Here is a 26,759-nt window from a genome sequence, read left to right as displayed (position 1 = left end):
AGTACTGTCTACCTGTTATTGGATTGGGCGAAATAGAATAGATTAAAAATAAGGCATATTTTAGCGCTTTTGAGTTAATTTAACAATTCCCTTTAGTGACTAATGATTTTCTTCAAATGATAGAGTAAATCATGCGCTTGCTTTGGTGTTAGGTTGTCAGGGTTGATTGCTTTTAGCTCATCCTGCAAGTTAAATAGCTGATTTTGCTGTGGAATATCAGTCGTTATTTGAGATTGGTTGGTACGGCTCCTATTATATTTATCTGTTCTATGACAATTGATATGATCGCATTTATCATTTACTGACTTAGCTAATTCATTTTTGTCATCAAGAGTTCTCACGTTTTCTACTTTAATAGGGTCTAATGTTAAGTTATCTGCTAAGTAGCGCTTGGCATCATCCAGTACTTGTGTAGGAATCCCTGCCATTTTTGCCACATGCAGACCAAAGCTAGAACTTGCTGCGCCTTCACGGATTTGGTGCAGTAGTAATAACTGACCATCGACTTCACTAGCAGCGACATGGACGTTGCGAATATTGGCATGATTGCTTGCATTATTTTCTATATTCTTTTCTGCGTTATTTTGCGCCAATTTTGTCAGCTCAAAGTAGTGAGTGGCAAATAATGTCAGGCAGCCAATATCAAGTAGTCTGTTGACACAAGCATGGGCAATCGCTAGTCCATCAGTAGTAGCGGTGCCGCGTCCGACTTCATCCATAAGTACGAGCGATTTATTGGTTGCTTGATTAAGGATATTAGCGGTTTCAATCATCTCAACCATAAAGGTTGATTTGCCGCCTGCCAGATCATCAGCTGAGCCGATACGGGTAAAAATACGGTCGATATCACCGATATGAGCGCTGGCTGCGGGCACAAAGCTGCCGCAATGAGCAAGCATGACAATCAGGGCGGTTTGACGCATATAGGTCGATTTACCGCCCATATTAGGACCAGTAATCATTAATAAGCGCTCAGGGTTCGTATGACTGCCAAGCGCACAGTCATTGGCGACAAAATGGCTACTATGCTTAGCAGGAGTATTGCTATGGGTATGCACAGGATTTAGCGCTGCTTCGACAACCACATGACGACCTGCTTTAATGTCGATACTGGTCTGGCTGTTAATTTTTGCATAACTGTCATTTTTTGAGTCATTGCTCATCACTGGTCGCTGCCAATTATAAATAATAGCAAGCTGCGCCCAATTACTGAGCACATCTATCTGCGCGATAGCAGCGCTCAGTTGTTGCAGTTCGGCTAGATGGTTACCGAGTTCAGTTAAAATTTGGTGATATAGCTGTTTTTCGCGAGTCAACGCTAAGCTTTGCGCGCTTAGATATTCAGTTTCGACTGCCTTTAGCTCATCAGTGATAAAGCGCTCGCTACTTTTTAGCGTTTGCCGCCGAATAAAATGCGCTGGTGCATTCTTTGCCTGCGTTTTGGGTAATTCAAAATAAAAACCGCTGACTTTATTAAAGCCAACTTTTAGGCTAGGCAACTGGCTCTCCTGACGCGCGCGTTCTACCATCTCATCCAAGGTTGCTTGGATATTGTCATGCAAATGCGTCAAGCGATCAAACTCAGCATCATAGCCAGCTGCTAGCATACCGCCGTCACGGATATGGGCAGGTGGTTCTATGATAATGGCGTGCTCAATCAGCTCGGCTATGGATTGTACAGCAGGCAGTTGCGCAGGTAATTGCTGCATCAGCATGGGCAGCAGTCCTGCCTGCTCGTGGCTAATACCTGCAGCTACCAGTAAGGTATTAAGCTGGGCGCCACTAGCAATACCATCAGCCAGTTTACGCAAATCACGCGGCTTGGCACTCATCAGCCCGATACGGCTACTAATACGCTCAATATCACCGATGGTATTCAAAGTTTCGCGCAGGCTAGTGACTAATGAAGTAATTTCTAAGTTTTCATTAACCTGCTTATTTGCGCCAGATTGACTATTTATCTGTAATAGACTAGCTATCGCATCCAAACGCAGATTAATACGCGCATGCTGACGCAAGGGGCGTTTCATTTGCTGCACCAGTAGGCGACGACCCATCGGCGTTTGACAATGATTGAGCACTGATATCAATGACGTGCCATTGCTGCTAACGGGGGTAAATAGCTCAAGATTTTGCTGACTATTGGCATCGATGATTAAATAATCATCGCTATATTCAACGATCAGCTGATTGAGCTGTGGTACATGGCGCTGCTGAGTTTGCTGCGCATAATGTATCAATGCGGCACAGCTAGATTGTGCTAGGGGTGCGTCATGGATTCCAAGTCCATCAAGGCGTTGGACGTCAAACTGCTGGCAAAGGGTGGCGCTGGCATGTTCACGATGAAAGTCACTAACCGCCACTTCGATAATAGGGCAGTCAAGATGTTGCCGTAGCCACAGTAGCCAGTTTTCACTCTTGCTAGCATCACTATTAAAACTACTATCAAAACCGCTTCCAAGTGCCTCACTAATGATACATTCACTTGGCGCAAAGCGTGCCAGCACCGTGAGCATTTGAGTTTGCAAACCTTCAATATCACCATGATGCGCGCTAAGTGTTTGGGTGGTCAGCGTGCCAGCGGCCAAGTCCATTTGGCTAATGGCAGCTTGCACAGGTTGTTTGCTGTTCGATTTAGGGATGTCGATATCAATGGCAACGACGGTCGGGGTGTGATTGGGCGCAATTAAAGCATCATCAGTAATTGTCCCAGCGGTCAGGGTTTTCACCACTTCACGGCGCATGATAGTGCCAGCAGCAGATTTACTCTTATCTTTTTTCTGTTTATCGCCCATAGTCGGAGCTGTAGACGGGTTATGTGCATTGGCCACGTCAGTGGCGGATTCGTCAATTTGCTCACAGACTACTACCGTTTGACCAGCCGCAATCAGCCGTGCCATATAGCTATCAGCAGCATGGAACGGCACACCCGCCATCGCAATGGTATTGCCAGCTTTATCGGTACCACGGCGAGTCAAGGTAATGTCTAGTATTTGTGCCGCGCGCTTGGCATCATCAAAAAATAACTCATAAAAATCACCCATGCGGTACAACAGTAGCGCTTGTGGATAGTTGGCTTTCATGGTGAGATATTGCACCATCATCGGCGTATGATCCGCCAAGTGATAAATAGCATCACCGATAACTAACGGTTCAGCTGAATGAGGATTTTGAGCGGATAGCTTAACGGTCATGCAGGGTCTCTTATGATGCTTAGATGGATTTATTGGGAGAGATAGTTATTTTTATAAGAATAAATGGCGGATAAAGATGATCAGTTATCCTGTTAGATAGGGTATTAAAAAGCTTAGAAGATTCAATCTATGAGCGCTATTTTAACACGTTCGACTAGGTTTTTACGTCGGCAAATATCTACTCACTGCCCTTGTATCCATCAGCGTCATAACCATATATAATGACGTCACACTGAATTGGGCGATACTTCATTAGGCGATACTTCATTGTGTAGCACTTAGCCGGATGATGAAAAGACGGCGTGAAAGACGTTGGCTAATGCGCACTAATTATCGAATATTTCCATAGGTCAAAAAATTATGTTATCAAAGATTATAGGCAGTGTCGTTGGCACCAAAAATGAGCGCGAACTCAAACGTATGCGCAAAGTGGTCAGCAAAATCAACGCACACGAGGCTACCATACAAGCCCTGTCTGATGAACAATTACAACAAAAAACTGAAGAATTTAAAGCTAGACACCAAAATGGCGAAAGTCTAGATGCTCTATTACCAGAAGCGTTTGCGGTCTGCCGCGAGGCGTCATTACGTGTTAACGGTATGCGTCACTATGACGTGCAGCTGATCGGTGGTATCACCTTGCACGAAGGCAAAATCGCTGAGATGAAAACCGGTGAGGGTAAAACCTTGATGGGCACCTTGGCGATGTATCTGAATGCCATCAGTGGTAAAGGTGTGCATTTGGTGACCGTCAACGATTATTTGGCGGCACGTGATGCTGAGTTAAACCGTCCGCTATTTGGCTTTTTGGGCATGACGGTTGGCGTTATTTACTCACAGCAACCCCCACAAGAAAAGGTCGATGCTTATCAAGCGGATATCACTTACGGTACCAACAATGAGTACGGTTTTGATTATCTGCGCGACAACATGGTCTTTAGCTTAAAAGAGAAAAAACAGCGCCCATTGAATTTTTGTATTATCGATGAGATTGACTCGATCTTGATTGATGAAGCACGTACGCCGCTGATTATCTCAGGTCAAGCTGAAGATTCATCACGCATGTATGCGCTGATTAATACTATTATTCCTGTGCTGATTCGCTCAAAAGATGAAGAGGCCAATAAGAATAACGAAGATGAAGATTTTTGGATTGATGAGAAAAACCGCCAGATCGAGATTAGCGAAAAAGGCTATGAGAAAATCGAGCGCTTCTTGATTCAAGTGGGCGAGCTTGGCGAAAACGAAAGTCTTTATAGCCCCAGCCGTTTGCCGCTATTGGCTCACGTCCAGGCAGCGATTCGCGCCCACCATGTCTTTGTTAAGAATATCCATTATATTGTTGACGATGGCGAAGTGGTGATCGTTGATGAAAATACTGGTCGTACGATGCCTGGCCGCCGCTGGTCAGAAGGTCTGCATCAAGCGATTGAAGCCAAAGAAAATGTTGAGATTCAAGCTGAGAACCAAACTCTTGCAACGACAACATTCCAGAACTACTTCCGCCTGTATGACAAGCTGTCTGGTATGACGGGTACTGCGGATACCGAAGCGGCAGAATTTAAATCAACTTACGACTTAGATGTCATCGTGATTCCAACGCATGAGCCGATTGCTCGTATCGATATGGATGATCAAATTTTCTTAACCAAATTGGGCAAATATAAAGGCATTATTCGCGAGATTCAAGAAATTCAAGCCAAAGGCGCGCCCGTCTTAGTCGGTACGGCGACGATTGAAGCCAGTGAAGAATTGTCTTACCTGCTCGACCAAGAAGGCGTCAAGCATAACGTACTAAACGCTAAGCAGCATGAGCGTGAAGCTGAGATTATTGCACAAGCAGGTAGCCCAAAAGCGGTGACGATCGCGACCAATATGGCAGGTCGAGGTACCGATATTATCTTGGGCGGTAACTGGCAATCATTTATCGAAGATGTTGATGCGGTCAGCACCGAGGAGATGGCGCGCCTAAAAGCTGAGTGGCAAGTCAAGCATGACCAAGTCGTTGCAGCTGGTGGTTTGCATATTATTGGTTCTGAGCGACATGAATCACGCCGTATTGATAATCAGCTGCGTGGTCGTGCCGGTCGTCAAGGTGACCCTGGGATGTCACGTTTCTTCTTATCGCTCGAAGATGATTTGATGCGTATCTTTGCCGGTGACCGCGTCGTCAATATGATGCGTGCCATGGGTCTCCAAGAAGATGAAGCCATTGAACATAAAATGGTCTCAAAGTCGATTGAAAACGCTCAAGGTAAAGTAGAAAGTCGCGATTTTGATGCCCGTAAAAATCTGTTGAAATATGATGATGTTGCCAATGAGCAGCGTAAAGTTATCTATGGTCAGCGTGATGATCTGCTGGCAGAGATGGATTTGCTTGAAGCTATTGAGATTATGCACGAAGAAGTCTATAACGCCATGATTAACCAGTTTATTCCGCCAGGTTCTATCGATGACCAATGGAATATTGATGGTCTAGAAGACGAGCTTGAAAATGAGTTTAAGATTACAATGCCTATTAATGACTGGCTTGATGAAGATCGCCGCTTAGATGAAGAAGGCTTACGTGCCAAAATCATCCAAACGGCTATCGACCACTATCATAGTCGCCGTGAGCAGATGGGCGAAAAAGATGCTGCCCAGCTTGAACGTCATTTTATGCTACAAAGCTTAGATAAGCACTGGAAAGAGCATTTGACCCAAATGGATCAGCTGCGTAAAGGGATCCATCTGCGTGGTTATGCGCAAAAAAACCCTGAGCAAGAGTATAAGCGTGAGTCATTTGAGCTGTTCCAAATGATGCTAGGCGCCATCAAGTCTGAAACCGTACAAGACTTATCACGTGTCCATATCCCGACCAAAGAAGAGCTAGAGGCATTAGAGATACAGCAACGTGAAAATGCCGCTCATATGCAGATGCAGTTTGAGCATAGCGATATCGATAATATGGATGGCGGTGTAGAAAAAGCTGCCGTGCAAAGCCGTAATGTCGCTGGCGCTGCCGCAGGTTCTGGCATAGCAGGTGCGATGGCAGGTAGCGATAATGGTGCCGACCCCTATGCTGGTATGAACATCAGCCGTAATGCTCCTTGCCCATGTGGTTCAGCCCTAAAGTACAAACAGTGTCATGGCAAAATCTAAAGCTAGCTAATCCCATTCCTTGATTAAAGAGTCCTTATCGACATAGATAGGGGCTTTTTTATGCCCTGAAGATTGATTGCTCAATAAAAGTATTGTTTAGCTTGTATTGATTACTTACAAATTCAATGTAGGCGCGCATTTGTGGACACGCTATAGTGTTTAGCATAATTATTTGGGAGAGCATGATGAATGTAGCGTTATTAAAACAGTGGCGTCACTCTTTGGTTGTGACGGCATTATTGGCAGGAGCCCTGTCTATAACTGCCTGTCAGCCAAAGCAGGAAACAGAGCCAAGTCTAGAAGAGAGCATTAGTGAAGAGCAGGCGGTACCTATGTCTGCTGAACCTGCTGAGCCAAGTGATGTGGTCGTCGATGCTCCGGCTAGCGAAGTCGCCGATGATACCGTAGCTACGGTGAATAGTGGCGTCAATCAAATAACGTATTTGTGCTCTCCTGAGCTAGAAGTCGAAGCAACCTATAAAGACACAAACCAAGTGATGCTTGCGACGGCTAAAGGCTCAGTCACTTTGACAAAAACCAATGAGGCTACCAACCCTGAAGTATTTGAAGGGGCAACAGCCATCGATGGGACTGCAGGTTTTGTACAGTGGCGCGTTGCCCATAAAGACCGCGAAACAGGTGTGATGCGTACCGCTGGCGCTGATACCACCAACGTCACTACTTATGAATGCAAAAAGACCTAATAATGTCTATAACATTGATGGGTCACTAAATATAAAAAAGCAACGTTCGCGTTGCTTTTTATTTTTTAAATATAAATGTATTATTTATCTTTTATGAGCCTTATGTTGATCATGCGCCAAAAACCCTTCTTCAGTAACGTCAAGCTCTTCATGTTTTAGCTCTACTTCTATACTATCAGTATGCGTATGGGTAGTCTTTTCAATGGCGACTTCTTGGACGACGTAGGTATCTTTAGTAATAGTTGCAATTTGACGTGACAAAACAATTTCGATGGGTGCATCGCCAATCTCAACTTGGTTGCCATTGATCGTAACGACGGCTTTACTATCTAATGATGGCTCCACATGGCGCAGTATGTCTTTATCATCATAGTTTTCTGATAATAAATCCTGACTTTGCGTATCTTGATACTCTGTACGTACGGTGATGTATTCTTCTATTAGCTCAATAGGCACATCGATAGTTTTGGTGCGAAAATGTTTGGTAACGGTGACTTTGCCCACATCCAAACGCTCTTTATTGACCACTGGTCGCTCTTCTAATAATTCTAGGTAGCCACCATCGCGGTTATTAGTATCGGTTGAATTTTCTAAAAGAGGGTCTTGTTGCTTACCTATTATTGATTGCTTTTGACTTTGCTCAGATAACGTTGAATCATCTTGAGCATCGCTTGCGGTCGTAGCTGTAAAGTCAGGATAGTTGGCATTCGGATAGTTATTTTCATTATTAGCATTCATGGTCATTGTCCTTATTGTTATATATAAAAAAAGACCAGAGACGAGCTCTGATCTTATCTACTGAGTAAATGACTCAGCGGCTAAAGGCTGTCGTATGGTATTGATGAAAACAGGTGTATAACCAAATAGTGTAAAACTAGTTACAAGTACTACTTAATAAACATTATTTAATAAAACCTTAGAAGATAGCACCATACGTGTGCCATGCCTGTTACATACCACGAGCGCGGCGTACATCTTCAGCGGTAATATCATCACGGGTAAACAAATTACCATCACGATCAATCACATTACCATCATTATCGACATCTAACTCTTCACGCTGAATGGTATCTACAATAGTCTCAGTATGGCGCTCTGTCGTCTTACCAACATTCACCTCTTCTGTGACATAAGTCTCTTTATTAACATGAGCACGCTCAGCCTCTAGCTCAACTTCGATGGTTTCACGGCCATCGATATCACCGATACGGCGGTCTGTCGGACGATTGACATTGGTACGTTCAATGTTGGCATGCTCTTCTTCTAAATCGACATTGACATTGCGCTCTTCAGTCACGACATGTTTACCGACTTTTACCAAGCCTGCTACGATGCGATCTTTATTAACCGTCAAACGCTCTTCTAATAATTCTAAAGTATTTGGCGCATCATAATTATGGTCGGCGATTTCCATACGCTCAGCTTCTGGAACGCTATCTGCGACAAATGCCTGACGGTCTCGCTCATATTGCTCTTTATAGCTATATTGATAATCATGGTCATAGACTTCCATCGCTTCTACCTGCGACTTAGTCAAACTATCAAAGAATACGTCATCACCAACAATACGTGCCAAACCCGCTGGGACAAGGACTTCTTTTGAGCTAAACCAGCCACCTGCATCAACGATCAAGTAGCGAATACGACCAGTAGTATCTTCTACCAAGGCACCTTCTATTTTGCCGATTTTTTCTTCATTAACACCAAAAGCTGTTTTGCCAGTTGGATCGTAATAGTCATCACCAATTAAATCACGATGCGTTGCTTGGATATCTCTTAAACGAATAAGTTGGCTCATTATTATCTTCCTTTTGTATGAGTAAATTTGTTTTTATAAAATAGATTGTAGATATTCTTATATGAACCTTGGTCAACAAACGGTTCAATCATATTTATATAGCCAGTCGCGCTCTCGACTTGTTATTATCCTAACAGGACGATTTAACGCGAGATATATAAGCAAGGTAGCAAAGTGTGCGCTTGACGTAATGGTGTGTAAGAGGCTGTAAAGGTCATACTCACTATATAACCTTAGGTTAAGGCTTTCTTACGCAGACACTCTTTTAGACGGTTGGTCATCTCTTGGACATAAAAAACCGTATTGCTGTTAGCAATACGGTTTTTAGATTTTGAAGTAGATTAAATACTTATAGTATATAAAAGCTTTAAAATAACTTAAGCAAGCTCAATTGCTACGGCTACGGCTTCACCGCCACCGATACATAGGGTAGCAACGCCTTTTTTACCGCCAGTACGTTTTAGAGAATTGATCAGTGTTACTAGGATACGCGCACCTGAACAGCCAACTGGGTGACCTAAGGCACAAGCACCGCCTTCGATATTTACCTTAGCATGGTCGATGTTTAGCTCATCCATCGCCGCCATCGTAACCATAGCAAACGCTTCGTTGATCTCCCATAGATCGACGTCAGCAATTGACCAGCCAGCATTTGCCAATACTTTTTCAATCGCACCAACAGGGGCAATGGTAAACTCACTTGGATGACGAGAGTTAGAGGCGGTCGCAATGATACGCGCCTGATAATCTAGACCTTCTTCTTTGGCTTGTGACTCTTTCATCAGTACCACGGCTGCTGCGCCGTCTGAGATAGAGCTGGCATTTGCTGCGGTGATGGTACCGTCTTTTGCAAAGGCAGGACGCAGAGTAGGGATGCGTTCAGCATTGGCAAGAGCTGGCTGCTCATCGGTATCAACCGTTTGCTCACCTTTACGGGTCTTGAACGTAACTGGTTCAATCTCATCTTTAAAATGATTGTCTTTGATAGCTGTGAGGGCACGATTTAGTGACTCAATAGCAAAATCATCCATTTTCTCGCGCGTATAGCCTTTTTCATCTGCCATTTCTTGCGCAAATTGACCCATCAGCTTACCGGTATCAGCATCTTCAAGACCGTCTAAGAACATATGGTCTTTGACTTCTTTATGTCCCATACGGTAGCCGCCGCGCGAACCTGGCATGATATAAGGCGCGTTGGTCATTGATTCCATACCACCCGCGACAGCAACTTTAAAGCTGCCGGCTTTGATACCGTCATGCGCTTGCATGACTGCTTTTAGACCTGAACCGCACAGTTTATTGATCGTAACGGCGCCCGTTGCATCAGATAAACCTGCTTTACGCATTGCTTGACGCGCAGGACCTTGACCCAAACCTGCGGTTAGGATACAACCCATAATAACTTCATCAATATTATCAATATTGACGCCTGAACGCGCAACGGCTGCTTTGATAGCAGTGGCGCCCAAATCGGTGGCGCTTACGTCTGTTAGTGCGCCTTGAAAGCCGCCCATTGGGGTGCGAGCGCCGTTTAAGATTACAATTGCATCATGTGACATTGTTCTTTCCTTTTTTAGGTATTTTAATCCAAACTATCTGACTGATTAAAGAGCGTCTATTTAAAGAGCGTGTTTATGCCAGCTCATCTAAGCGGATGCGTACTACTTTATCAGTAATGGTGTCTAACTTTTCAATTTTTTCGATGGCAAGATTCATCTGACTCTCAACCACCGGCAGCGTTAAAATAATCACTGGTACTTGCCCAAGCTTATGCGCAGGTTTTTGTAAAATAGCATCGATATTGATACCAGCATCACTTAAGATGCGAGTGATATCTGCCAATACCCCAGGGCTATCGTACGCATGGACACGCAGGTAGTATCCGGTGATCATTTGCTCAGCACGCAATATCGGCGTATCTGACAGTTTTTCAGGAATAAAAGCTAAGTGCGGTACGTGATGACCATTGCTGTTTTGTTGGTCGGCATCTTTACATCCTAATACCCGCACCAAATCCATCACATCTGCCATCACTGCAGAAGCGGTTGCGCCAGCACCTGCACCATCACCGCAATATAACGTTTGCCCAAGAGGGTGAGAGTTCACCAACACCGCATTTTTTACGCCATTTACATTGGCAAGTAGGGCGTTTTGTGGAATCAGTGTAGGGTGTACGCGCAGCTCAATACCGGCACTATCGTCACCGCTGCCATTGCCCGCACGGCGAACAGCGAAACCTAAATGCTTGATACGATAACCAAGCTCTTCAGCGTAATTGACATCTTGTAAAGTAATACCCGTGATACCTTCACAGTAGACTTTATCGAATTGCAGTGGGATACCAAAGGCGATAGAGGCAAGGAGCGCCAACTTGTGCGCAGCATCGATACCTTCAACGTCAAACGTAGGATCAGCTTCAGCATAGCCAAGCGCTTGTGCTTCGCTCAGTACATCGGCAAACGGGCGACCTTTATCGCGCATCTCTGTCATGATAAAGTTGCCCGTACCATTGATGATACCAGCCAGCCATTCAATTTTGTTAGCAGCCAAGCCTTCACGCATGACTTTAATAATTGGAATACCGCCTGCTACCGCCGCTTCATAGGCGACATGGACGTTATGCTGTTCAGCAAAGGCAAAAATCTCATTGCCATGCTCAGCGAGTAACGCTTTATTGGCAGTCACGACATGTTTGCCGTTTTTAATGGCATGCATGATCACGTCTTTTGCAAGGGTCGTACCGCCAATCACTTCGATGACAATATCGACATTGTCACTGGCAGCGGTTGCCATCAAATCACTGTTTTGCATAATATTAGGATCAATATCATCACGCTGACGACGAATACCAACTTCGGTAATCACAATGTCGCGTCCGCTACGACGTTTTAGTTCATCTAAATTATCATTGATTAGATTGACCACACCCGTTCCGACGGTGCCTAAACCAAGTATCGCTAGTTTGATGGATTTGCTCACAGGATCCTCAAGAGATTAAATAGTGGGATAAAAAGCGCGGTTATGAAGGATCTTGAAACGACAAGAATCTCTAACATAAAGAAGCGCTTATATAGAAACTATATGGCTAAGCTTGCCTAGCGCTTTATCCTATCATACCGATAAGCAGTTGTGACGTCTACACAAACTCACTGTCGCCAAAGTCAGCAATATCAGGGAAGATAACTAGCTTGCATCAATCGCTGTTTGTGCCAATTGCGCAGCTGGTAAATACCCACCGATTTGCTGTCCCGACTCAGTAAAGATAGCAGGCGTACCATTGACGCCAAGGCTTCTACCAAGTGCCATTTGCGATTGTACAGGGCTGTTACAGCTAGGCGCTTGTACGTTGGCGCCAGCCTTCCCCTGATCCATAGCAGCCTTACGGTCTTGACTGCACCAAATAGCCTCCATCTTTGGCACCGACTCTTGACTACGTGGCCATGCCAAGTAACGTACCTCGATACCGCGCGCATTAATATCAGCCATCTCTTCATGGAGCTTGGTGCAATAAGGACAATCTGCATCAGTAAATGAATAAACAACCGCTTTAGTCGTGCCTGTTGCCGGATAAATCACCATATCCTTTTTGTCGACTGCTTTTAGCGCTTTTTGAGCGGTACTGGCCACCAGTGGGGCACTAATATCTACCGGTGTTTCTGCGCCAACTGCGATGATTTGCCCTTGAATAATATGTTTGCCCGCCTTATCGGTAAAAAAAGAAGGCAGCCCTTCAGCCGTGACCCAATAGATATCAGCCATATCGGTTGGTACCGCTGAGAGGATAGTCTCTTCAATACCAGAGGATTTTAAATTGGCTTGCAAAGATTTTACTACCTTAGCATCGCTGTCCTTAGAAACCGCAGCAGCGCTGTTTTTGGCTTTGCTGCTATTGACAAGATCTGTATTGCTGGTCGCATCCGCTGCATTATTAGAGCAGCCGGCTGCAATGATAACCAGTAAGGCTGCACTCATAACGCGCGTAAGAGGACTGCGAGAGAATTTATCACGGTTAAGCTTGGTTTTAGAAAAAGGCGCTAAGAACATAGGATGTTTCCTTTAGGCGGTCATGCCTAATCAAGATTTTGGTAGCAAAAAATACGGATGGTTGTTGGAGTCTTAATCTAATATGTCGACTAGATCGAGTCATAAATGGTGCTAAATTTAAATCGCTGTTTACAATTTATTGATCATACACGATAAGCAGTCATCAGCCCCATACTAGCATATTTTTCTAAATAACCGCGAAAGCCTATATCAGCGGCTTATTAAATACACAATTTGTAGCTATTCGTTAAGAAAATATAAATAAAATACATTTGTGCTATGTCATATCATTTTATGTCTAGGTAGGCTACTGCTTATAACTGTATTTTTTAACTGTACTTTTTGATGGACCCACTGTTATGACAGAGTGATCTGTTATTTGAAAATTTACTTATTGAAGCAATGTTCGCTTAAGGAGCAACTATGGCAGGTGCCAGTTTATTAACCTTACTTGATGATATCAGCGTAATCTTAGATGATGTCTCAGTCATGACTAAACTTGCTGCTAAAAAAACAGCAGGGGTACTGGGTGATGATTTAGCGCTTAACGCTGAGCAAGTCTCAGGCGTCAAAGCAAACCGTGAGCTTCCCGTTGTTTGGGCGGTTGCCAAAGGCTCATTTATCAATAAGCTTATCTTGGTGCCAGCGGCGTTACTGATCAGTGCTATTTACCCGCCATTAATTACGTTTTTATTGATGTGTGGTGGGTTGTTTTTGGTATATGAAGGGGCGGAAAAAGTTATTCACCGCTTTTGGCCACATGCTTTGCCGCATGATGAAGAGCAAGAAGCTCGTCGTAAAGCCAATGCGGACGAAAAGGTGGATTTGGTTGCTTTTGAAAAAGAGAAAATCAAAGGGGCAATACGTACCGATTTTATTTTATCAGCAGAAATCATTGTGATTGCACTGGGGGCAACGGCTAGCGCAACCTTGCTAGAGCGCAGTTTGGTACTGTCTCTTTTAGCGGTTGCTATTACGGTCGGTATCTATGGTTTGGTGGCAGGCATTGTCAAGATTGATGATGTCGGTCTACATATGATGGAGAAAGACGGCGCATTTACGCAAAAGGTCGGTAAGGTTTTATTTGCTGCAGCGCCCAAATTAATGAAATTTTTATCTATCGCTGGTACTTTGGCGATGTTCTTAGTTGGTGGTGGTATTTTAGTACACGGCATTAATTTCTTACATCATGGTGTTGAAGACATTGCCCATCTGACAGGTATCTTTGAAAGCTTTACTACCGCCTTGTTAAATGGTGTGATTGGCTTTATTATTGGCGCGATTATCGTTGGTCTGTTAACGGTTATTGGTAAAATGCGCAACAAAGATGAATCGGCAGCACATTAATAACGGTCTATGGTTTCTATGACTACCCATAGCTCATCGATGCTTAAATAATCAGCTTTATTTACATGATAATGATAAAAAGCCCCAAAGTTGCTAACAACTTTGGGGCTTTTGCCTTTTAGACAGAGTAATTAACCATTAGCTCTCTGTATCTGAAGTATCAGATTCTATCTTTTCAGCTTGCGTCGGCTTTTTATGCTCAGCTTTTGGCTTGCGCGCGCGCGCCTTTGGCACTTTAGGCGTTGTTAAGTTGAACATGCCTTTTTGTGGTAGCAATTGCTCCGCCACATTTTCGATCATGTTTTTATAACTGGCGATGGTCGTTTTTGACTTAGCTGCTTGACTGTCCTCTTTCAGAGAAGTCGCTCCTGTTGATTCAGCATCTTGCACAGTTCCACTTTGCTCAGCAGTCACCTTTGTCACCTCAGCCGCGTCGATATCAGTACCTTCGACATTAGCTTGCACGGTATCTACGTCTGCAAGCGCTTGCTCGCTCTCTAACAGCTGCTTGCTTTGATCGCTGACGGCGTCTGTCTGAGCTTCATTTGCTAGCGCATCGGCTTCAGCTTCTGGTGCAGCACTATCGCTCACAGTTTGCACCAACGCATTTTTGACATCATTAGCAACAGTTGTTAATGCCGCTGATTCCTTATAGTCAGGATGCTGACCACGTGGATCATTGCTGGCACGCTTGCTAATAGCTCGTGGCTCTACAGTAGTTTTACCTTGAGCTGCGGCAAATTGACTAACGGCTTGTGTCATTGACTTAAAACGTTCGATGTAATCCGCTGCCAAAGGCTGATAGCCATAGTTGCTAAAATTAAACTCACTATGGGCGATGGGTTGAATAGTAGCTTTTTGGTCAGCCTTACCTTTAACCTGCGTCTGCTTTAGATGCATAGCGATAGCCGCGTTAAAGCAGCTGATGACGCCATCTGTCGCTAAGCGATTTTCTGCCTCTGCTAACGTTGCACGGATAAACTCACCAACCGTGCCACGAATGATTGGCGCGCTCACAGTAGCTTGCGCATCCTGCTCATTTGCCTGAGACGCTTTAACATTAGATGATTGCACCTGTTTAAGACGTACCACGCGTGGGTCATTACTGGCTTGACCAAACTTATTGGCTGTGATGTAGCGTTCAGCAAATAAATCATCATGGCTAAGTTTAAGCGCTACCTGACTGCTACTATCCTCAGCAGCAACTTTATGAGAGGCGACGACCACGTTATCCTCTGCAGTATTGGCAGTAACATCAGCTTTCTGATTGCTCTCAATAGGCGCCACTTTTTCTTCTTGTACCGCCAGCACCTCTTGAGCTGATACAGTAGTCTCAGCTTTACTGCTCGTGCTGCTATTTACAGTCGCTTGCTCATCTACAGTAGCTTTTTTATCAGCAGGTTTGGCATTGCTAGTGCCTTTTTCTATCTTATCAACCTGAGCCGTATCGACTTGGGCTTTGGCTATGCTTTCGTCCGTAGTCTCAGCTTGAACATTGCTTTGCTGGGCTTTGTCAGCGTCGTCGCTGCTGATATCGGTAGGCTTAGCGATATGCGGTGCTGGTTTTTCGTCAACTGATTTTTGCTGATCCACCCGCTGCTCATGAGTATTTTTTGGATACTCTTTTTCAGCATCAGCAGGCTTCTCAGTTGCTGCTTGCTTACGAGTCGCTTGGCGTGCGCTAGACTTGCTGTCATCTAACGACAAGTGGACAACCTCTGGTGATTTAAGCTCACTAGCCGCTTCATTCACCTGCAATACCACTTCATTAGGGTCTTGGCTGCGTCGCGCATTAGCTTGATTTTTGCTAGCGTTAGCATTTTTAGCGGCATGGTCACTATTTTGCTTCGAGTCAGTGGCGGTTAATGTTTCACCGCGCTCAAGCTTACCGCGTGATCCACGTTGGCTGTTAGATTTGCGTTTAGTGCGCGTTTGGTCATCATTCACGTTATGAGTGCTGTCAGCATGACTGCTATCACTGGTACTGCTTGTACTAGCACTGCTCATACTAGCATTGTCTTCACTGGTATGGCGATTGCTCTGTTGACGGTTGTTGCGATTACGATCGCTATGACGTCTGTTATCCTGCTGACGTTTATCTTGGTTATCAACTTTGTCAGCTTTGTCATCAGAGCCAGCGCTGCTGTCAGTCGTATTGCTAGTAGCATTACTGGCAGCATTGTTGTCAACATCATCAGCCTGCTCTTTTCTGTGGCGCGGCTTAGAAGGTCTTGACTTACGCGGCTTACGCTTTCTTCTCTCTTCAGCGTCGCTATTATCGTCAGCATTACTCTCAGCAGGACGTGGCTGTTGACGATTCTGACTGTTTTTCTGATTACTGTCTTGCTGAGGAGCTGCCGTAGTGTGGCTATTGTCATGGTTCGCTAAAGCGGTATTATCCACTTGACCGAATGAGCCTAGACTTTGTGCTCCCGTATTGACCAAGGCTTCGATAGCTTCAGCCGCGTCGCGGCTACTGACACTTGAGGTGGTTTGAGCTTGCGGTGCTTGGGCAAATAAATTAGACAACCAAGCAACGGCTTGCGGCTGCGCAGTAGCCGTAGGCTGTGGTGTTACTGGTGCTGCAGAGCTTGCTGTATTTTGAGAGCTACTAGCTTGCTGAGCTTGCGGGGCACGCGCTGATGTCACATCGCTATTATTACTACGATGCTCATTGCTGTGACTGATATTATTCTGCTGCGGCTTAGGCGTGCTTTGAGGCACGTTACTACGAGGCTGCGCTTGACTGCCAGTGTTGTTATCAGAACCTTGACGCGGCTGACGGGTTGGCTGCTGCTCAGGGCGCACTGAATCAGCCGTTTGCCAATCAACGTTATAACCAAGCTCGCTATGCTCTTGTAACTGGGTATCGGTGATACGCTCATAGCTCGATGGGGCAAAGCCATCACGGTTAAAATGTAGTTTGAAGTTTGGTGATTCTAAATGTGCATGTGGCAAGATGGTGATACGCGTACCACTGTCTTGCTCTAGATAGACTAGGCTATCGCGTTTCTCATTTAACAAGAACGCTGCGATATCAGTCGGCACTTCAGCTTGTACTTCACCTTGACGCTCTTTTAGCGCAATTTGCTCAATCTGACGCATAATTGATAATGACAATGAACGCAAATCACGAATCATGCCGTTGCCATGACAGCGAGGGCAGATATAACCGGTTGATTCTTCGAGTGACGGACGCAAACGCTGACGGCTCATCTCCATCAAGCCAAATTTTGAGATATCACCAAACTGGACGCGGGCGCGGTCATATTTGGTCGCATCAATCAGACGCTTCTCAACCTCTTTTTGATGCTTGTTATCATTCATATCAATAAAATCAATGACAATCAAGCCACCCATATCGCGCAGGCGCAATTGACGGGCAATCTCGTCAGCGGCTTCTAGATTGGTATGATAGGCGGTTTCAGCAACGTCTGAACCTTTGGTTGATTTTGCTGAGTTGATATCGATAGACACCAAGGCTTCTGTCTGATCGATGACGATTGAGCCACCTGATGGCAGACGCACTTCACGCTGATAGGCGGTTTCAATCTGTTTTTCGATGTTAAAGCGTGAAAACATCGGCTCATAATCAGTATATTTACGCAGCTTTTCAGCCTGTTTTGGCATCACAGCATCGATAAAACCCGCCGCTTCAATATAAGCGTTTTCATTATCAATCCAAATCTCAGAAATATCATCACGTAGATAGTCACGGACAGCACGCGTTACCACACCTGCTTCTTGATGGACTAAGCGCGGTGAAGGATATTTTTGATTTTGTTCTTGGATGGCTTGCCAGATGTTTAGCAAATGGTTTAAATCATGCTGCAAGTCTTCTTGGGTTTTACCGATACCAGCGGTACGAATGATGACACTCATGCCTTTTGGCAGATCTAAACTGCCAAGCATGCGCTTCATATCTTCACGCAGTTTGCCCGAGATTTGACGCGAGATACCACCGCCGCGAGGGTTGTTTGGCATCAATACCAGATAGCGACCAGCCAATGACACATAAGTGGATAAGGCAGCGCCTTTATTGCCGCGCTCTTCTTTTTCCACTTGGACGATGAGCTCGTCACCTTCTTTGATCAGCTTTTTGATGTTCTCATCACGTGGATTGCCGCTTAAATACTCGGCAGAGATTTCACGAATCGGCAAAAAACCTTGACGCTGTGAGCCATATTCGACAAATACCGCCTCAAGCGATGGCTCGACACGGGTCACATGACCTTTATAGATGTTGGATTTTTTCTGTTCGCGGGTACGGTTTTCAAGATCGAAATCGTACAGATGATTGCCTTTACAAAGGGCAACACGAATTTCTTCGTTTTGGGTAGCGTTGATTAAAATGCGTTTCATAATAGTTTCCTATGAGTACGCATAATAACGACAGGACAGGCTTTAGGGCTAATTGGCAAGCGCTGCTAATAATAAAACTAGCATGAGCAGATGTTGGTTAACGGCAGAACGTAAAGTAAGAGTATAAAGCACATAAAAGCTTAACTCTGAACCAGTAGTGCTGATAGGGATATAAAAAGGATAGGGTGTAAGGCTATGTCTATATCTCAAAGTCAGCAGGCTTGTTATAAAGATCAATGCATAAGCAGGTTAGTGATTGTTTATTATCAGTATTTGGAACCAGTTGGATGGTCAGCACACTTTGCTTTTACGTCATAGCGGCGGCTGGTTACTGATATATAAAGGCATTACTGATACCAAAAAAGCATCGTGCTGTCACATCATCAATCAAGGTCTAGCAATCATATCGCTGTCGGCTACATATAAAATAAAACTCTATAAAATAATACAGCTCAGCGGTTATCCATCTAGGTCAAGCAATTGGTCATTCTTTATTTATCGTTCTTTTGGTTATAACGTTAACAATATCTTGGGTGTCTCAAAGCGAGTTCTTGCTGCGTTAGTCATCAGCGGGGCGTACTTGGCAAACAGAATAAATGACCGGCTTATCGGCACGGTGTCTCATGTTTATCCTACTTATCGTCCTCTGTTTGACCGCCAATACTCAGGCAGTTATCGAGATGCTTAGTGCTGATTCTCGATTGCGCTCTTAACCACCCATACTTGCTCAACTGCGCGCGGCTAAAGAACTGTTAGATAATAAATCATCAAATCAAGTCGTTATCATGCGGGTAGTGAGTAAAGGGTATCGGGTTGGTTATCGCTTAATAAAGAGCTAATGCCGTATTTATCAAGTCGATATTATCTATCTATTGTCACAATATTCTGTAAGAAATGCTTTATAACAATAAACAATTGGTACTAAAAAATAATTTTTTACTGATAAATATCAGTCATGTTCTTTCAATCTATCAGGTATTATAAAGTATATCTGTTGCTATAACACCCTTAAAATCAGATGAAGCGCCGAGCTTGCATAGGTTATATGAGTCAGTCGATTGTATGGACAAGGGATTAGCTAGCCATAAAATCGATATTTTCCACCGAAAACAACAATTTATTAGCAATGAATTATTGTTCCAGCCTCTGCTTAATTGGCGCTCAACATGCTAAACTATAACAAATCTTTATGTAATTGCCTAACTAAAAATGACGAACTCAAAAATGACAAACGACGAACCTATCCACGAAGCGCCAGCCATCTTTAATAGCAAAACGCGCCCACAAAGTGCGGATGATGAGATTAGCAACTTCGGTAAGGTTAATTACCTTGAAGTCACGCGTCATCAGCACGACCAGCGCTTGGACAATTTTTTGCTGAATCGCTTAAAAGGGCTGCCAAAGCCGCATATTTATAAAATGATTCGCTCAGATGAAGTGCGTGTCAATAATAAGCGCTGTAAAGCGCATGACAGAGTGCAGCGTGAAGACGTGGTACGGATTGCGCCAGTGGTACTTGCTACGCGCGAAAAACCTATTATCAGTACCGAATTTGCCAAAAGTTTATTGGCGCGTGTGGTCTATGAAGATGAAGGCTTGATTGTGCTCAACAAACCATCAGGTATCGCGGTTCATGGCGGTAGTGGTCTTGATTTTGGCGTCATCGAAGCCATGCGTGAAGTCACAGGCAAAAAATATCTAGAGCTTGTGCATCGTATCGACAAAGACACATCAGGTCTGTTGATGATCTCCAAAAAACGCTCAGCGCTGAAAGTATTGCAGCAGCATCTGGTTGATAAAACAATTCAAAAGCATTATTTGTGTATTGCAAAAGGTCAGCCTGCGCTCAATGAGCAGCGTATTGATGCCTCATTACTGCGTTATACGCTGGCAAGCGGTGAGCGCCGCGTCAAAGTAGATACGCAAGACCCGCAAACCAAAGAGAGTCAGACTGATATCGTCGTTCATGGTCGCTTTATGATTGCTGAGCAGCCTGTCAGTCTGATCGAAGCTAAGCCGCTTACAGGACGTACCCATCAGATTCGGGTGCATTTAGCCCACATTGGTCATGCTATCTTAGGCGATGATAAATATCATGTGCATGACAAATCTGGTGTACATCGTCTGTGCCTACATGCGTGGCGTTTGGATATTCCTGGTTATGAGACCATCACAGCGCCTTTACCAGACGAGATGCTTGATTGGCTGCCAGAAGATATCAAAGCCAACTTACCTAAATAAGCTTTGCTTACACACGCTTTATTTAGATGCTGTTCAGAGTAAGCATCAGTCCCAAACGTCACGTTGGCTTATGAGATATAAGCCAGCGTGACGTTTTGCTATTCACCATTTATTATTTTGAAGGTTAAATTATGAGCCAATCAGCTGCAATGACAATCCCTACTAATACATGCCAATCAGCTAACACGCATCATTTAGCTGATAAGACCTTAATCATATTTGATTGGGATGGCACCTTGATGGACTCGATTGGCTTGATTGTTGAATCTATGCACATAGCGGGCGAGGCACATGGTTTTACAACGACTGATAAAGCCGTCAAAGATATTATCGGCTTAAGCTTAATGAAAGGCATTGAGCTTTTATATCCACAAGCGAGCGCTGAGCAAAAGCTGCTCATTCAGCAAAGTTACGCCGATTACTATATTGCTAATAGTCAGCGTACACCGTTTTTTGCGCCGATAGAGAGCATGCTACAGACCTTGCAGCAGCAAAATCGTCAGCTTGCGGTCGCCACCGGCAAAAAACGCAAAGGGTTAGATCGGGTATTGGACGCCTCAGACAGCCATCATTATTTCGTTATGACGCGCTGTGCTGATGAGGCAGGCTCAAAACCTGACCCGCAAATGTTGACAGATATCTTGCAACATACCAAGCAGCAAGTCTCTAATGCCGTCTTTATCGGTGACAGTATTTATGATATTCAAATGGCAAACCGTCTGGGCATGACCAGTATTGCGGTCAACTATGGTACTGCCAGCAGCGCTGAGCTTGCCGCACAGCAGCCCACGTATCAGGTTGATACGCCGCAAGCCTTGGCTGAGTTATTGTGTGCTTAAATAAAAATCCATCTGAATAAAAAATGGCAATAAAAAATAGCAATAAAAAAGAGTTTATCGATCATAACGATAAACCCTTTTTTATTTAAGGTACTAAGACTTATTTACTTTGTTCTTGCGAGCTGTCTTTTTCGATAGGATCTTGTTGAAGCGCATCCTGTTGGATGGCATCTTCTAGCTCAGCGCCTTCTAGCAATGCAAACGAGGACTCGATAATTTTGTCGGCTTCAAGCTGATACTCGTACCAGTTGCCCATCACGCCTGCTAATTCATCGAGACCTTCTTTTTTTAAGGCTGAAAACAGCTGAATACTACAGTTTAAACCTAGCTCTTTGAGTCGTTTACGGGTATTCAGCAGCGCGTTTTTAGAAGCACCATACTTTAGCTTGTCTGATTTCGTTAATAAGATATGAACTGGCAGCTCGCCATCTTTCGCCCAACGTAGCATTTGCTCATCAAAGAACTTTAATGGATGACGAATATCAGTCATCAAGACCAGACCTGCAAGGCTTGAGCGCGATACCAAGTACTCTTCTAGCTCAACCTGCCATTCTTTTTTCATCTCAATAGGTACAGCGGCATAACCATAACCTGGCAAATCTACCAAGCGTCTGTCAGCATCACCGACATTAAAAAAGTTAATCATCTGCGTACGACCAGGCGTTTTAGAGGAGCGTGCCAGTTGGCGCTGGTTGGTAAGCGCATTGATGGCAGAAGACTTACCAGCGTTTGAGCGGCCAGCAAATGCCACCTCTAAGCCTATATCGGCAGGGCACAGACGAAAAGTTGGTGCTGACATCATAAATTCAGTTTGCTGAATGCGCTGACGGGCTTTGGTATTAAAAGCCGCATGTTTGGCGGCGACATCATTGAACGGGGTACTCATAAATGACTCATTACGGTTAAAATTTAGATACTTAAAAGTTAGATACTTAAAGTTTATATAAAATAGCAAAATATTTGCCATTGATCGGTCAATAGCACAGCGTCTTTGGCTACTGACAATCAATCATTATTCTTTCATAAAATAAGGGTTTTGAATTACTGACTATTCTATACTATTAATGCGCTTAGTTATTGAATTAACGACTATTAGCCGCATATTAATTACATTAGAGATAAATTCGTATAAGACAGTATTCACGTCTTTATCAAGCGGTAGTAACAAAGTTAAACTATATTCATATATATTAATTTGACATATATTGTTACAATCTCTAGCAGAATAGCTCTATTTACAGATGTTAAAACACAGAAGTAATGACGTTTGCGTCTGGGTGAATAAGCTAATGGAGGTGTCTTATGTTATCAATGACTATGATTTTCGCTAAAGGTAAACGCTTTTTGGCCAGTAGTGTCAGCGTGCTTATTATAAGTGCAGCAATGATCACTGGAGCAGGGGCAGCTGATATTGCAACGACTTATAATCAATCCTGTGCTGCATGTCATGACAGCGGTGCCCTAAATGCGATCAAAAAAGGCGATAGTGCCAAATGGCAGCAGCTGATAAAGCAAAAAGGCATGCCTGCACTGATTAGTTCGGTTAAAAACGGTATGATTCAGATGCCAGCTGGTGGTCTTTGTGACAAGTGTAGCAACGATGACTATCGTAAGCTGATTGAGTATATGAGTAAATAGTCAGTGATGTATATGTCTATCAAGGCTTGATTGGTCATACACCGAGAGACATAACTAAGGCGCAAAGGTCTTAACCTCTTTGCGCTTTTTGTTTTTTATAAAGCTCATACTGAGCCTATGAGTAGGAAAACTATCCAATGCTACGATTAAGTAGGCAAATAGTAAAAAGTCTTGCTATAATAATCCAAAATAAACCCTGATATTAGTAAGTACTTTCGGGCTGCTTGTGATGAAGACGGTAAGATATAGGACTTAGCGACTCAATAATGGCTTTGTGAATATAACGCGTCTAAATAATCCAACCACTCTAAACAATGCTTACATCGAGTTAGTAGGATTTGTATCAATGAAAAAGTTAATCGCTGCCGCCAGCTTATGTGTTGCAAGTTTCAGCGTACAAGCTGCTATCACTGTTCCTGAATATGATCTTAATGCTGGCAAACAAATCGCAGAAACTGTCTGCGCTGCTTGTCATGGTGTTGATGGCGTAAGCCCTGTACCAGCTCAGCCAAATCTTGGCGGTCAAAACGTCAAATATCTATATAAGCAATTGGTCAACTTTAAAGCAGGTTACCGCAAAAACGGTATCATGCAGTCGCAAGTGGCCAATTTGTCGCAGCAAGATTTAGCCAACGTCGCAGGTTATTACTCAAGCCAAAAACCTTGGGGCGTGGCATTTGGTAATCCTGCAACCACGCAAGAAGCCAGTAAGTTGTTTTTAGGTGGTGATAAGTCGCGCGGTGTTATTGGCTGTGCTGGTTGTCATGGTCCAGACGCAGCGGGTAACGTATGGGCAGCATTCCCACGTTTGGGTGGACAGCATGCTGAATATATCGCCACTCAGTTAAAGCTTTTCCGTGCCGCAGGTCGTGTAGACGATATCGAGAGCGACGAGCAAAAGCGTGTCAACGATGCAGCCAAAGAAGGCGAGATGGGCATGATGCAGACTGTTGCTTCTAAGCTGTCAGATCGTGATATTCGTATCTTGTCAGATTATGTGAGTGCTATTCACTAATAACAGCTAAAGCCGGTGCGCTTTACTGCTAGTCTTAGTAAAAGCACCGTCTATATTGGTTTTAACTAAGCTATTAAACCCCGATTTCGGGGTTTTTTTATAACTGTCAGTCCTTATATAATGGCCTATTAGTAGAGTTTTATTTTTTAAAAATAAATCGGCTATATATTAATCTGATGCTTAACTAATATGACTCAATGTCACTCACCTTGAATCGCTTGGATGTAAATTATGATGATTCGCTATGCTTCTTATTTTATTGCAGCGCTGCTACCATTATTGCTATTTCGCTGGTTTGCACCGGCATCAATTGGTGAGATTGATTTCTGGCTATTGTGGTTATTAGCCATGACACTGGTTTCCCTGCCTGTCATTTATGCCGAGATAGCATTGGCTTATCGTAGTGCTGAAGCACCTTTAGCGGGCATGCAAAAGCTCACTCGAGAGGCAGATGCCAGCGCTTTATGGCGTGGGTTTGGTTGGCTTGCGGCGCTGGTATCTGTCATCATTGCTGCGCTTGTCATATCAGCAGCAGGCACAGGCATATTAACGGCGCTCACAGAGTTAAATAGCGCCCCTGAGATACCAAATTTTGCTATTGCGGCAGGTTTGATGTTTATTGCCGTGTTGTTAAGCTTATTGGGTGTCACGCCTTTGCCGATTGGTTTAGGTCTAATGCTAGTTGGTTTAGGTTTTGGGCTAGCAAATGGTTTGCCTACTATTACCTTTGCAGTGACCAATGTCAGTCTGGGCGAGTGGGCACGAGCCGTTGCACTGGCGCTCGTCAGTGTTGGCGCTGGTACAGGCTTATATTGGTTTGGTCAAAACCTTGTCACCAAGCAAACGACAACGGCGGTGAGCAGTGATTATCATGATGCACAGAAACCATCTCGTGCTGATAGCGTGACAGAGTACCGTGCAACCAAGTTGGTACTGCCAATTTGGATATTGCAGTTACTCGTTGGTATGGTGGCTTTATTTATTAGTGGTATGGCGCTGCCGCCGATCGGACAGTTACTATATTGGTTAGGGGTGTTGTTTGTCGCCAGCTACTTGCTACATTATAGTACGCAGCAGCTAGCGCATAAGTTTGGACTATTAGTCAGCTTGGTCATAACAGCTGTCATAGCGATAGCATTGGTGGTGATCATTCCAACAAGTTGGCTAGTGGGTCTACTCGTCATCATCAGTACCATTGCCGTATTATTGCTGTCTATTTTTGCAGGCTGGCAGATGAAAATTAGTCATTTGCGTAAGTCGTTAAATTTTGGCAATGAAGCTTTTTATAATTTATGGCGTGTAGCGATACGTTTGATTGTACCGGTAGCCCTGTTATTGGCCTTGATAGGTTGGGTGACGCAGTGGTTAAATTAACAGCTGATGACAGTAGAGCTGATAAGCTGGCTCATGCTACACAGACTGCTATGATAACGGTATACCTAGCTTATGCAGAAGATGAGCAGAAGCAGCATTATTTAACTTTACAAGTCTCTGATGGCACCACTTTGTATGCAGCACTAAAACAAGCTGGATGGTTAACGCAGTTTAAAGAACTAGCGATCTGGTGTGATGAGATGGCAGAAGTAGCAGTGCCAATAGCCAAACGTTGGCACGTTGGCGTCTATGCGCAAAAGCAGCCGCTCAGCTATCAGTTGCAGCCGTTTGATCGGGTAGAGGTCTATAGAAGTCTAAGCGCTGATCCGATGTCTCAGCGCAAAAGCAAATATCGAGTATAAGAAGAAGCTCGCTATGGCAGCGGTTATTCAAAAACAGTCTATGTGAAAAGGATTATTTGGGAAGAGACTCTAAACCCTGAATGCTCGTCACGATGCCATTTTTATCAAAATAAATCTTTAGGTGTTGACTGGCATTTTTGACATCAGCGATACCTTTACGTTGACCTTCAGTACCTGCCTGATAGTCATAAATATAGTCCCAACGGTTTGGCTCTAGGGTATCTCTAATTGCTGGGCTACCAAGCAGATAAAGCACCTGATTTTGATTCATACCCACTTGTAATTTTTGTGCTTGGGTTTGAGTAATAGGGGTCCCTTGTGGCAAATCAATCTTATAAACACTCAGTAGCGAGCAGCCAGACATAGTAACAGCGGCACCCAATATACTGGTAATAACAATCTTACGTAAGGTACTTGCAAAATGAAACGGACGTAAATGTAGGGTCTTTATCATGGTAAGATGACTCATAAAAAATGGGTTGGGTACGGCCAAACACAGTAGATACTGGTCTTACCGACAATCTTGGATAAATGATACGTCATTTACTTGCAATTGCCTACCACTTACGACATTATTTACCAAGCGCTCTCTGGCGTCATGTATTATTTATATTTTAAATTCATAGGCTTATGGTCATTTTTTAGAAAAAATGTGCTGGAAATACATTTGATAGTGACTGATTTTGTATGAGTATGATTT

18 protein-coding genes are annotated in these 26,759 nt (G+C 44.0%); 9 read left to right on the top strand and 9 right to left on the bottom strand.

The window, feature by feature from the left end; all coding sequences use genetic code 11:
• Nucleotides 1–92: 92 nt before the first annotated feature.
• Complete coding sequence (mutS, locus tag ABYU67_RS02560; protein ID WP_372843453.1) at nt 93–3,194, bottom strand: DNA mismatch repair protein MutS; 3,102 nt, start codon at nt 3,192–3,194, stop codon at nt 93–95.
• Nucleotides 3,195–3,554: 360 nt separating this feature from the next.
• On the opposite strand from mutS, the gene secA reads away from it, so the two are divergent.
• Together secA and ABYU67_RS02550 are read left to right on the top strand one after the other, a co-directional pair.
• Complete coding sequence (gene secA, locus ABYU67_RS02555; protein WP_372843452.1) at nt 3,555–6,335, top strand: preprotein translocase subunit SecA; 2,781 nt, start codon at nt 3,555–3,557, stop codon at nt 6,333–6,335.
• A gap of 182 nt (nt 6,336–6,517) precedes the next feature.
• Nucleotides 6,518–7,039 (top strand): hypothetical protein, encoded by a 522-nt coding sequence (locus ABYU67_RS02550; RefSeq protein WP_372843451.1) that lies wholly within the window; start codon nt 6,518–6,520, stop codon nt 7,037–7,039.
• Between the two features lie 84 nt (nt 7,040–7,123).
• On the opposite strand, the gene ABYU67_RS02545 is transcribed toward ABYU67_RS02550, so the two are convergent.
• The 5 genes from ABYU67_RS02545 to ABYU67_RS02525 all read right to left on the bottom strand — a co-directional run bounded on the left by ABYU67_RS02545 (nt 7,124) and on the right by ABYU67_RS02525 (nt 12,881).
• Nucleotides 7,124–7,777 carry a YsnF/AvaK domain-containing protein gene (locus tag ABYU67_RS02545; RefSeq protein ID WP_372843450.1) on the bottom strand — a complete coding sequence of 218 codons (654 nt, stop codon included), beginning with the start codon at nt 7,775–7,777 and terminating at the stop codon, nt 7,124–7,126.
• A gap of 211 nt (nt 7,778–7,988) precedes the next feature.
• Complete coding sequence (locus tag ABYU67_RS02540; protein WP_372843449.1) at nt 7,989–8,837, bottom strand: DUF2382 domain-containing protein; 849 nt, start codon at nt 8,835–8,837, stop codon at nt 7,989–7,991.
• Nucleotides 8,838–9,214: 377 nt separating this feature from the next.
• A complete protein-coding gene (locus ABYU67_RS02535; RefSeq protein ID WP_372843448.1) occupies nt 9,215–10,396 on the bottom strand; it encodes an acetyl-CoA C-acyltransferase in 1,182 nt (393 codons plus the stop codon).
• A 73-nt stretch (nt 10,397–10,469) separates the two neighbouring features.
• Nucleotides 10,470–11,816, bottom strand: a complete 1,347-nt coding sequence (locus ABYU67_RS02530) for a homoserine dehydrogenase (RefSeq protein ID WP_372843447.1) — start codon at nt 11,814–11,816, stop codon at nt 10,470–10,472.
• 204 nt (nt 11,817–12,020) lie between these two features.
• Nucleotides 12,021–12,881, bottom strand: a complete 861-nt coding sequence (locus ABYU67_RS02525) for a DsbC family protein (RefSeq protein WP_372843446.1) — start codon at nt 12,879–12,881, stop codon at nt 12,021–12,023.
• A gap of 423 nt (nt 12,882–13,304) precedes the next feature.
• On the opposite strand from ABYU67_RS02525, the gene ABYU67_RS02520 reads away from it, so the two are divergent.
• Nucleotides 13,305–14,228: a DUF808 domain-containing protein gene (locus ABYU67_RS02520; protein ID WP_372843445.1), complete on the top strand. Its 924-nt coding sequence runs from the start codon at nt 13,305–13,307 to the stop codon at nt 14,226–14,228.
• A gap of 138 nt (nt 14,229–14,366) precedes the next feature.
• Here ABYU67_RS02520 and ABYU67_RS02515 read toward each other — a convergent pair whose 3' ends face one another.
• Nucleotides 14,367–18,590: an Rne/Rng family ribonuclease gene (locus tag ABYU67_RS02515; RefSeq protein WP_372843444.1), complete on the bottom strand. Its 4,224-nt coding sequence runs from the start codon at nt 18,588–18,590 to the stop codon at nt 14,367–14,369.
• 1,224 nt (nt 18,591–19,814) lie between these two features.
• Here ABYU67_RS02515 and ABYU67_RS02510 point away from each other — a divergent pair.
• Nucleotides 19,815–20,831: an RluA family pseudouridine synthase gene (locus tag ABYU67_RS02510; protein ID WP_372843443.1), complete on the top strand. Its 1,017-nt coding sequence runs from the start codon at nt 19,815–19,817 to the stop codon at nt 20,829–20,831.
• Between the two features lie 131 nt (nt 20,832–20,962).
• Nucleotides 20,963–21,670 carry an HAD family hydrolase gene (locus ABYU67_RS02505; RefSeq protein ID WP_372843442.1) on the top strand — a complete coding sequence of 236 codons (708 nt, stop codon included), beginning with the start codon at nt 20,963–20,965 and terminating at the stop codon, nt 21,668–21,670.
• A 100-nt stretch (nt 21,671–21,770) separates the two neighbouring features.
• Here ABYU67_RS02505 and yihA read toward each other — a convergent pair whose 3' ends face one another.
• The gene (yihA, locus tag ABYU67_RS02500; RefSeq protein ID WP_372843441.1) at nt 21,771–22,556 is read right to left on the bottom strand and encodes a ribosome biogenesis GTP-binding protein YihA/YsxC; all 786 of its coding nucleotides are present in this window, start codon (nt 22,554–22,556) and stop codon (nt 21,771–21,773) included.
• A 416-nt stretch (nt 22,557–22,972) separates the two neighbouring features.
• Here yihA and ABYU67_RS02495 point away from each other — a divergent pair, with 416 nt between their 5' ends.
• From ABYU67_RS02495 to ABYU67_RS02480, 4 genes are all read left to right on the top strand, one after another.
• Nucleotides 22,973–23,308, top strand: coding sequence for a cytochrome c5 family protein (locus ABYU67_RS02495; protein ID WP_372843440.1), 336 nt, complete (start codon nt 22,973–22,975; stop codon nt 23,306–23,308).
• A 346-nt stretch (nt 23,309–23,654) separates the two neighbouring features.
• Nucleotides 23,655–24,323, top strand: coding sequence for a cytochrome c (locus tag ABYU67_RS02490; protein WP_372843439.1), 669 nt, complete (start codon nt 23,655–23,657; stop codon nt 24,321–24,323).
• Between the two features lie 231 nt (nt 24,324–24,554).
• Entirely contained in the window at nt 24,555–25,697 is a 1,143-nt protein-coding gene (locus ABYU67_RS02485) for a hypothetical protein (RefSeq protein WP_372843438.1), read from the top strand.
• Complete coding sequence (locus tag ABYU67_RS02480; protein ID WP_372843437.1) at nt 25,685–26,059, top strand: RnfH family protein; 375 nt, start codon at nt 25,685–25,687, stop codon at nt 26,057–26,059. Before ABYU67_RS02485 ends, ABYU67_RS02480 begins: the two co-directional genes overlap by 13 nt.
• Before the next feature lie 52 nt (nt 26,060–26,111).
• On the opposite strand, the gene ABYU67_RS02475 is transcribed toward ABYU67_RS02480, so the two are convergent.
• Entirely contained in the window at nt 26,112–26,528 is a 417-nt protein-coding gene (locus ABYU67_RS02475) for an outer membrane protein assembly factor BamE (RefSeq protein WP_372843436.1), read from the bottom strand.
• Nucleotides 26,529–26,759 lie beyond the last annotated feature (231 nt).

This window comes from Psychrobacter sp. (assembly GCF_041554015.1).
Taxonomy (GTDB): Bacteria; Pseudomonadota; Gammaproteobacteria; order Pseudomonadales; family Moraxellaceae; genus Psychrobacter.
Note: the sequence above shows the minus strand (reverse complement) of the source record. Positions and strands in the feature narration are given on the sequence as shown.